Raw genomic sequence first — 9,804 nt, forward strand, 5'->3', positions numbered from 1 at the left:
TCAGATGAAGATAATGTCTTTTCTGGTTCGGGTGGTGGTGACGCTTATTGTGATATCCCCGGCGGTGTACTGGTCATGGGATGCGGTAAGCACAACCACAGCGGACGATATCATGCTGGCGGTGCTCATTATTGCCGCTTACGGTCTGATGTTCACGCTGCTGTTCTGTTTCGTGAATGTACTGACGAAACTACTGCAGCATGATAATGAATCCAGTTGAAGGGGGGTATGATGCGAAAAATACAGGCCGTATGGGTGGCAGCGTTACTCTGTGGCTCCCTGACGGCATACGGAAAAGATGCCGGATGGCAGTGGTATAACGACCCGGTAAAATTACCTGACCCAAAAACGACGGATAAATCCGCTCAGGTTCGTCAGGAGCCTGACATTATGCAGAAATTATCTGCGCTGCAGACCGCAACAAAGCGGGCGCTTTATGAAGCCATTCTGTATCCCGGTGTGGATAATTTTGTGAAATATTTCCGGCTGCAGAATTACTGGACGCAGCAGGCGGGGCTTTTCAGCATGAGCGCCAAAAAAGCCATGCTGGCGCATCCTGAACTGGACTATAACCTGCAGTACAGCCACTACAACGGCACGGTACGTAACCAGCTGGCCGCAGACCAGTCTCAGCAACGGCAGGCCATATCAAAGCTGGCTGAACACTACGGTATCATGTTCTTTTACCGCGGGCAGGACCCCATTGACGGCCAGCTGGCGCAGGTGATTAATGGCTTTCGCGCCACTTACGGTCTGAGCGTTATCCCGGTGACCGTGGACGGGGTGATTAACCCGATGCTGCCGGATACGCGTCCTGACCAGGGGCAGGCGCAGCGTCTTGGTGTGAAATATTTCCCGGCCATGATGCTGGTAGACCCGAAACAGGGCAGTGTCCGTCCGTTGTCATACGGGTTTATTACGCAGGACGACCTGGCAAAACAGTTCCTGAATGTGTCAGAAGATTTTAAGCCGAATTTCTAAAGTAATATCAGGGGATGGTATTACTGTCACTCGTTCGCAGGTAAATAATGCAGATGAAGCGGCTGTCTTTATGCCCTTTATTTTTAATTCAGATAAATAGCCCCCACTGTTAAATAGTTTATTCATGGCGGCGTTTTTTAGCTGATGAATATTCTGTTCTCTGATAATAAATCAGGCATCGCATATATTAAATAACAATGGAGTGACTCCACTGTGCGTAAATATAAATTATCGCTTCCTTTACCGGATATTACTGGAGTATGGGTTTTCTCCCTGGGCGTCTGGTTTCACATTGTCGGGCGGCTGGTTTACCGCAAACCCTGGATGGCTTTTTTTCTGGCGGAACTGATTGCCATCATTCTGGTGTTGTCCGGCGCTTACCGGGTGCTGGATGCCTGGATAGCCCGCGTCAGCCGGGAAGAGCGTGCGTTACTGGAAGCCCGTCAGGCTGCCATTCTGGCTGCTGAAAAAGAAGAAAAGGGGGATAAATCACATGTCTCTCAATAAGGCTTTGCTGTTCCTGTTGCTTCTGATGGGGACGGGGGTTAATGCCTCCACGCGGGAAGAGATTGAACGGCTGTATAACCCGCACGGGATGGCCGCACCGTCCGGGCAAAAGCAGCCAGCAGATACGCAGGGCGTGCAGAAGGTAACGCCGGCGCCCCGCTGGTTTCGTCTCAGCAACGGTAAAACGGTTAACCTCGCCGACTGGAAAGTGGTGTTGTTCATGCAAAGAAGCTGCCCCTGGTGCCACCAGTTTGACCCGGTACTGAAGCAGGTGGCACAGCAGTATGGATTTTCGGTATTCCCTTATACCCTGGACGGACAGGGGGATGCCGCGTTTCCGGAGGCGCTGCCGGCACCGCCGGAAGTGATGCAGACCTTCTTCCCCAATATTCCCGTCGCCACCCCGACAACATTTCTGGTTAACGTGAACACACTTGAAGCATTACCTCTTTTGCAGGGGGCCACCGACGCCGCCGGTTTTATGGCCCGGATGGATACCGTTCTGCAGATGTACGGAGAAAAACATGCAGGGTAAAACGAGAATTAAACCGCTTTTCATATTATGTACGGCGCTGATGACCGTCGCACCCGCCGTCTCTGCCGATGTGAACAGCGACATGAACCAGTTCTTCAATAAGCTGGGCTTTGCTTCCAATACCACACAGCCCTCCGTTTGGCAGGGACAGGCGGCAGGATATGCCTCCGGCGGCTCTTTATATGCCCGGACACAGGTAAAAAATGTCCAGCTGGTCTCCATGACCCTGCCGGATATCAATGCCGGTTGCGGGGGCATCGATGCCTATCTCGGCTCATTCAGTTTCATTAACGGCGAGCAGCTGCAGCGTTTTGTGAAGCAGATTATGAGTAACGCCGCAGGGTACTTTTTTGACCTTGCGCTGCAGACGACGGTGCCGGAAATCAAAACGGCAAAGGATTTTCTGCAGAAAATGGCCTCCGACATTAACAGTATGAACCTCAGCTCCTGCCAGGCGGCGCAGGGGATTGTCGGGGGGCTTTTCCCAAAAACACAGGTCTCCCAGCAGAAGGTCTGCCAGGACATTGCCGGTGAGAGCAATATTTTTGCCGACTGGGCGGCGTCCCGGCAGGGATGTACTGTGGGCGGGCAATCCGACAGCGTCAGGGATAAAGCCAGTGACAAGGATAAGGAGCGGGTGACCAAAAATATCAACATCATGTGGAATGCTTTGTCCAAAAACAGGATGTTTGACGGCAACAAGGAGCTGAAAGAGTTCGTGATGACGCTGACCGGTTCACTGGTTTTTGGACCCAACGGCGAAATCACGCCCCTGCCTGCCAGAACCACCGACCGGGCTATTATCCGGGCATTAATGGAAGGCGGAACGGCGAAGATATACCACTGCAATGATTCGGATAAATGCCTGAAGGTGGTGGCCGACACGCCGGTGACCATCAGTCGCGACAATGCGCTCAAATCACAGATTACGAAGCTGCTGACCAGTATTCAGAACAAGGCGGTCAGCGACACTCCCCTGGATAATAAGGAAAAAGGGTTTATCTCCAGCACCACCATCCCGGTTTTCAAATACCTGGTTGACCCGCAGATGCTCGGCGTGTCAACCAGCATGATTTATCAGCTGACGGATTATATCGGGTACGACATCCTGCTGCAGTATATCCAGGAGCTGATCCAGCAGGCCCGGGCGATGGTGGCCACAGGGAATTATGACGAGGCGGTTATCGAACATATCACCGACAACATGAATGACGCGACCCGGCAGATAGCGTCCTTCCAGGCGCAGGTCCAGGTGCAGCAGGATGCGCTGCTGGTTGTCGACCGTCAGATGAGCTACATGCGCCAGCAGCTGTCAGCCCGCATGCTCAGCCGTTACCAGAACAACTATCATTTTGGCGGAGGTGCGCAGTGAACGAAGTCTATGTCATTGCCGGCGGAGAATGGCTGAGTAATAACCTGAACGCCATTGCGGCCTTCATGAGCACCCGGACGTGGGACTCCATTGAGAAAATTGCGCTGACCCTGTCCGTTCTCGCGGTGTCCGTTATGTGGGTACAGCGACATAACGTGATGGATCTGCTGGGCTGGGTGGCGGTGTTTGTGCTGATATCACTTCTGGTGACCATACGGACATCAGTACAGATAATTGATAACAGCGACCTGGTGAGGGTTTACCGGGTGGATAATGTGCCGGTCGGACTGGCACTCCCCCTTTCGCTGACGACCCGGATCGGGCATGCGATGGTGGCCAGCTATGAGATGATTTTTGCCCAGCCGGACAGCGTCACCTACAGCAAGACAGGTATGCTGTTCGGGGCGAATCTGATTGTGAAAAGCACCGATTTCCTGTCCCGGAATCCGGAAATCATTAACCTGTTTCAGGACTACGTCCAGAACTGTGTGCTGGGGGATATTTACCTCAATCACAAATATTCCCTGGAAGAACTGATGGAATCCGATGACCCCTATACGCTGATTTTTTCCCGCCCAAGTCCGTTGCGGGGGGTTTATGACAAAAACAATCATTTTGTCACCTGCAAGGATGCGTCGGTCACGCTGAAAGACAAGCTGAATCTCGATACAAAGACAGGAGGCAAGACCTGGCATTATTATGTGCAGCAGATATTTGGGGGCAGGCCGGACCCTGACCTGTTATTCAGGGAACTGGTAAGTGACAGTTACAGTTATTTCTACGGCTCCAGCCAGTCAGCCAGCCAGATCATGCGTAAGAATGTAACAATGAACGCTCTGAAAGAAGGGATCACCAGTAATGCAGCCCGTAACGGTGATACCGCCAGTCTGGTGAATCTGGCCACCACATCCTCGATGGAAAAACAACGTTTGTCACATGTCTCCATTGGTTATGTGACAATGCGAAACCTGCCGATGGTACAGACTATTCTGCTGGGGATAGCCATCGGGATTTTCCCGTTACTGGTTCTGGCCGCTGTCTTTAATAAACTGACGCTGTCAGTGCTGAAAGGGTATGTATTTGCCCTGATGTGGCTGCAGACATGGCCGTTGCTGTATGCCATTCTGAACAGCGCCATGGTGTTCTATGCGAAACAGAATGGTGCCCCGGTGGTGCTGTCAGAACTCTCTCAGATACAGCTGAAATATTCCGATCTGGCATCAACCGCAGGTTATCTCTCTGCCATGATTCCCCCGCTGTCGTGGATGATGGTAAAAGGTCTGGGCGCTGGATTTTCCAGCGTTTACAGCCACTTTGCGTCTTCGTCTATCAGCCCGACGGCCAGTGCGGCTGCCGGCGTGGTGGACGGCAATTATTCCTACGGCAACATGCAGACGGAGAACGTCAACGGCTTCAGCTGGAGTACCAACAGTACCACGTCATTTGGCCAGATGACTTACCAGACCGGTAGTGGGGCGACCGCCACGCAGACCCGGGACGGCAATATGGTCATGGATGCCAGCGGTGCGCAGTCCAGACTGCCGGTGAATATCAACGCGACCCGGCAGATAGCGGCGGCACAGCAGGAGATGGCGCGGGAAGCCAGCACGCAGGCAGAAAGCGCCCTGCATGGTTTCAGCAGCAGTATCGCCAGCGCCTGGAATACGCTCAGCCAGTTCGGGACGAACCGGGGCAGCAGCGACTCAGTGACCAGTGGTGCTGACAGCACCATGAGCGCGCAGGATTCCATAATGGCCAGCCGGATGCGCAGCGCAGTGGAAAGCTATGCGAAGGCACATAATATCAGTAATGAGCAGGCCACTCAGGAACTTGCAGCGAGAAGTACGCGAACATCTGGGGGTATTTATGGTGATGCAAGTGCAGAGTGGGGCATAAGGCCCAAGATATTGGGGGTCGGTGGTGGAGCTGGTGTTAAAGCCGGTGGTCGTGCTGGTATTGATTGGAGCGATGATGATACGCATCAGGCCAGCAGTAGTTCACGATCCAGCCAGGATGTTCGTCATGGTGTTGATGCCAAAGCCACGCAGGATTTTAAGGAGGCCAGCGATTACTTCACGAGCCGTAAGGTCAGTGAGTCCGGAAGCCATACGGACAATAATGCTGATTCTCGTGTGGATCATTTGTCTGCCGCCCTGAACTCAGCGAAACAGAGTTATGACCAGTACACCACGAACCTGACCCGCAGCCATGAGTATGCTGAGATGGCGTCCCGTACAGAAAGCATGAGTGGGCAGATGAGCGAAGATTTGTCACAGCAGTTTGTGAATTTTGTGCAAAAGCATGCGCCACAGGATGCAGAAAATATTCTGACAAATACCAGCTCGCCGGAGGTGGCAGAACGACGTCGGGCAATGGCCTGGGCCTTTGTTCAGGAGCAGGTACAGCCTGGTGTGGATAATGCCTGGGGCGAAGCCCGCGGTGATATTGGCAGTGGTATGAGCACAGTATCCGGTGGTGGTGATAAACAGGATGTGGTAGCCGATCATCAGGCCCATCAGGCAACGGTGGAACAACGGACGCGGGACAGTAATATCAGTAATGATGTAAAAAACCAGGTTGATAATATGGTCACAGACTATCATTCCGATATAAACGATACTTATGGAAATATCCAAGGTGAGGAAAAGACTATTGACCAGCAGTATTCTGGCCTGCAAAAACAGTATAAAACAGAAGCACTATCTCAGAATAATAAATATAATGAAGAAAAGGCTGCACAGGAAAGGATGCCTGGCGCGGACAGTCCTGAAGAACTGATGAAGAGGGCAAAAGAGTATCAGGATAAGCACAAACAGTAAGGCGATATCCGGGAGGTGGGAATGAAAAATTTAGCTCAGATTGTTCTGGTGACAGTGGTACAGTTTATTGCCTGTTATCTAGCTGAGTGGGGAGTCGCTGAAACAGGGATTATCCTGTTATTTGTCCTGCTGTGGCAGGGGCTGTTTATCTGGTTATTTATTCAAATTCGTAAAAAAAATAACATATCTGATGAGTTCAAGTTTAGTAAAGGAATTTGGTATGTAATTATGCCCGTATGCTCATTACTCTCGCCATTATTAAGTTTAATGATTTTTATCGGTGGAACATTATATGAATTAAGACGAGTAAGTGGTTGTATAAGCATAAAAGAGTGGATGAAATGTCAGCTTGATGACCAATATGATGAAGATAGGGGTCTGGATTTTGAATCTGTTGAGTATCGTCAAACGACTTACTACAACCCCTCAACTGGATATCCTATGCATGGAGGAGTTGATTCGGCTGGTAATACTTTTGGGTCTCGCTGGCAGGATAATAATGACAGGTAATAAGAAAACTATGGTTGGTAAATAAAGGTAATTGGATGAAAATGAAAAAAATAATGATGGTTACACTGGTCAGTTCCACTCTGGCCCTGTCAGGGTGTGGTGCGATGAGCACAGCAATCAAAAAGCGTAATCTTGAAGTGAAAACCCAGATGAGCCAGACCATCTGGCTTGACCCGTCCAGTGAACGGACGGTGTATCTGCAGGTGAAAAATACCTCCGATAAGGATATGAGTGACCTTCAGAGCCTGATTGCAAAAGATATTCAGGCAAAAGGGTATACTGTGGTTACCTCACCAGACAAAGCATACTACTGGATTCAGGCCAACGTGCTGAAGGCCGACAAGATGGATTTGCGTGAGTCCCAGGGATGGCTGAACCGTGGTTATGAAGGTGCGCTCTCCGGGGCAGCGCTCGGGGCCGGTATCACAGCGTATAACTCTAACTCAGCAGGTGCCACGCTGGGAGTAGGGCTTGCTGCCGGGCTTGTGGGGATGGCCGCTGATGCGATGGTGGAAGATATTAACTACACCATGATCACCGACGTACAGATCTCAGAACGGACAAAAGCGACCGTGACAACGGACAATGTTGCCGCCCTCCGCCAGGGAACCTCGGGTGCCAAAATCCAGACCAGCACCGAAACCGGTAATCAGCATAAATACCAGACCCGTGTGGTATCGAATGCCAACAAGGTTAACCTGAAGTTTGAAGAGGCAAAACCCGTGCTGGAAGACCAACTGGCCAAATCAATCGCAAATATTCTTTAATCATCTTCAGGAGGCCGGTCTGACTGGCCTCCTGACTGACGCCTCGCTTTGCTCGTTGTCCAGGCCCGGAAAGAAATAAAATAAATTTCATTTCTCTCCGGCGTTTCCGAAATAAATATGAAAACACTGAGCGGTTGTGCAAATTCTTTGTGCGTCCGTGAAGTGTTGCCGCGAAGCGGGAATAATAAGGATACGGAATGCCATGATCAGAACTTCTTTGTCACATGACTAACGGCAATCCGTTTTCCTGGCTGTTTGCTGTACTGGTAGTCTGTGCTGCTGTTCTTTATTTTCTGAAAAAACGAAAGTAACGGTTGGTCATTTATTCAAATTAATTCCCCGTCCGGACTGATAATCTTTCTTTGGAATAACATCTATGAGCTTTAATGCGAAGGATATGACCCAGGGCGGTCAGATTGCGTCCATGCGTATTCGCATGTTCAGCCAGATCGCCAACATTATATTTTACTGCCTGTTTATTTTCTTCTGGATACTCGTCGGCCTGGTGTTATGGGTGAAACTCAGCTGGCAGACGTTTGTGAATGGGTGTATCTACTGGTGGTGTACCACGCTTGAAGGAATGCGAGATTTAATTAAATCCCAGCCTGTCTATGAGATCCGGTATTACGGCCAGACGTTCCGGATGAACGCCGCTCAGGTTCTGCAGGACAAATACACGGTCTGGTGTGGGGAGCAACTGTGGTCGGCCTTTGTTCTGGCCGCCTGTGTGGCGCTGGTTATCTGCCTGATTACATTTTTTATGACCACATGGATTCTGGGACGTCAGGGAAAACAGCAGAGTGAGGATGATGTTACCGGAGGACGCCAGCTTACCGACAATCCGAAAGACGTTGCCAGAATGCTGAAAAAAGACGGAAAAGCGTCCGATATCCTGATTGGCGATTTGCCAATCATTAAGGATTCAGAGATTCAGAACTTTTTGCTCCACGGGACAGTCAGTACCGGTAAGTCTGAAATCATACGCCGGCTGGCTAACTATGCCCGTCAGCGCGGCGACATGGTGGTGATGTACGATCGTTCCTGTGAGTTTGTCAAAAGCTACTACGACCCGTCCATCGATAAAATTCTCAACCCCTGTGACGCGCGGTGTGCCGCATGGGATTTATGGCGGGAATGCCTCACCCTGCCGGATTTTGATAATGCGGCGAATACCCTGATCCCGATGGGCACGAAGGAAGATCCGTTCTGGCAGGGTTCCGGACGAACCATTTTTGCTGAAGCGGCATACCTGATGCGTAATGACAGCGATCGCAGCTACAGCAAGCTGGTTGACACTCTGCTCTCAATCAGGATTGAAAAACTGCGAACCTACCTGCGTGATTCCCCGGCGGCCAACCTGGTGGAAGAAAAAATCGAGAAGACGGCCATTTCCATCCGGGCTGTGCTGACCAACTACGTAAAAGCCGTCCGCTATCTTCAGGGGATCGAGCGTAACGGTGAACCGTTCACCATCCGTGACTGGATGCGCGGCGTCCGGGAGGATCAAAAAAACGGCTGGCTGTTTATTTCTTCAAACGCTGACACACATTCTTCCCTGAAGCCGGTGATTTCCATGTGGCTGTCCATTGCCATCCGGGGCCTGCTGGCGATGGGAGAGAACCGTAACCGTCGGGTGTGGTTCTTCTGTGATGAGTTGCCCACGCTGCACAAGCTGCCCGACCTCGTGGAAATTGTCCCGGAAGCCCGTAAATTCGGGGGCTGCTATGTCTTTGGTATTCAGTCCAGTACACAGATGGAGGATATCTATGGTGAGAAAGCGGCGGCAACCCTGCTGGATGTGATGAACACAAGGGCCTTCTTCCGCTCACCCAGTTATAAAATTGCCGACTATGTCGCACATGAGATTGGTGAAAAAGAGATCCTGAAAGCCAGTGAGCAGTATTCCTATGGTGCCGATCCCGTTCGTGACGGGGTGTCGACCGGTAAAGAGATGGAGCGTGTCACACTGGTCAGCTACTCCGATATTCAGTCACTGCCCGACCTGACCTGTTATGTCACGCTGCCCGGACCCTATCCGGCAGTGAAGCTGGCCCTGAAATACCAGGAACGTCCCAAAGTGGCGCCGGAGTTTATTCCCCGGGAAATGAATCCGGAGGCGGAAGCCCGTCTGAGCGCCGTTCTGGCTGCAAGGGAAGCCGAGGGACGTCAGATGTCCAGCCTGTTTGAACCGGATACAGAAGCGGTTGCGCCGACAGCAGCAGAAGCGCAGGCTGAACAGCCGCAACAGCCGCAACAGCCGCAACAGCCGCAACAGCCGCAACAGCCGCAACAGCCGCAACAGCCGCAACAGCC

9 protein-coding genes are annotated in these 9,804 nt (G+C 51.5%); all 9 read left to right on the forward strand.

Going from position 1 to position 9,804, the window contains the following annotated elements:
- Positions 1-4: 4 nt before the first annotated feature.
- On the forward strand, positions 5-220 hold the full coding sequence (trbE, locus tag ACLJRS_RS22425; RefSeq protein ID WP_000700023.1) for a conjugal transfer protein TrbE: 216 nt from the start codon (positions 5-7) through the stop codon (positions 218-220).
- An 11-nt stretch (positions 221-231) separates the two neighbouring features.
- The gene (traF, locus tag ACLJRS_RS22430; protein ID WP_031608470.1) at positions 232-981 is read left to right on the forward strand and encodes a type-F conjugative transfer system pilin assembly protein TraF; all 750 of its coding nucleotides are present in this window, start codon (positions 232-234) and stop codon (positions 979-981) included.
- 213 nt (positions 982-1,194) lie between these two features.
- On the forward strand, positions 1,195-1,488 hold the full coding sequence (gene traQ, locus ACLJRS_RS22435; RefSeq protein ID WP_001233881.1) for a type-F conjugative transfer system pilin chaperone TraQ: 294 nt from the start codon (positions 1,195-1,197) through the stop codon (positions 1,486-1,488).
- On the forward strand, positions 1,475-2,023 hold the full coding sequence (gene trbB, locus ACLJRS_RS22440; RefSeq protein ID WP_000055840.1) for a type-F conjugative transfer system pilin assembly thiol-disulfide isomerase TrbB: 549 nt from the start codon (positions 1,475-1,477) through the stop codon (positions 2,021-2,023). The genes traQ and trbB overlap by 14 nt, the downstream gene beginning before the upstream one ends.
- Complete coding sequence (gene traH, locus ACLJRS_RS22445; RefSeq protein WP_001161720.1) at positions 2,013-3,395, forward strand: conjugal transfer pilus assembly protein TraH; 1,383 nt, start codon at positions 2,013-2,015, stop codon at positions 3,393-3,395. The genes trbB and traH overlap by 11 nt, the downstream gene beginning before the upstream one ends.
- Entirely contained in the window at positions 3,392-6,214 is a 2,823-nt protein-coding gene (gene traG, locus ACLJRS_RS22450) for a conjugal transfer mating-pair stabilization protein TraG (protein ID WP_001007086.1), read from the forward strand. Before traH ends, traG begins: the two co-directional genes overlap by 4 nt.
- Positions 6,215-6,229: 15 nt before the next feature.
- Positions 6,230-6,724, forward strand: coding sequence for an entry exclusion protein (locus tag ACLJRS_RS22455; RefSeq protein WP_077916534.1), 495 nt, complete (start codon positions 6,230-6,232; stop codon positions 6,722-6,724).
- 35 nt (positions 6,725-6,759) lie between these two features.
- Positions 6,760-7,491, forward strand: a complete 732-nt coding sequence (gene traT, locus ACLJRS_RS22460; RefSeq protein WP_031608647.1) for a conjugal transfer complement resistance protein TraT — start codon at positions 6,760-6,762, stop codon at positions 7,489-7,491.
- A gap of 376 nt (positions 7,492-7,867) precedes the next feature.
- Positions 7,868-9,804, forward strand: a 1,937-nt coding sequence (traD, locus tag ACLJRS_RS22465; protein ID WP_410957904.1) for a type IV conjugative transfer system coupling protein TraD, incomplete at its 3' end; no start/stop codon positions are given.

This window comes from Salmonella sp. SAL00670, from assembly GCF_046552235.1.
In the GTDB taxonomy this organism is placed as follows: Bacteria; Pseudomonadota; Gammaproteobacteria; order Enterobacterales; family Enterobacteriaceae; genus Salmonella; species Salmonella enterica.

What these genes read in the sequence shown, in the direction of transcription:
- trbE (WP_000700023.1), top strand. Translation starts at nt 5, where the DNA reads ATGAAGATAATGTCTTTTCTGGTTCGGGTGGTGGTGACGCTTATTGTG.
- traF (WP_031608470.1), top strand. Translation starts at nt 232, where the DNA reads ATGCGAAAAATACAGGCCGTATGGGTGGCAGCGTTACTCTGTGGCTCC.
- trbB (WP_000055840.1), top strand. Translation starts at nt 1,475, where the DNA reads ATGTCTCTCAATAAGGCTTTGCTGTTCCTGTTGCTTCTGATGGGGACG.
- traH (WP_001161720.1), top strand. Translation starts at nt 2,013, where the DNA reads ATGCAGGGTAAAACGAGAATTAAACCGCTTTTCATATTATGTACGGCG.
- traT (WP_031608647.1), top strand. Translation starts at nt 6,760, where the DNA reads ATGAAAATGAAAAAAATAATGATGGTTACACTGGTCAGTTCCACTCTG.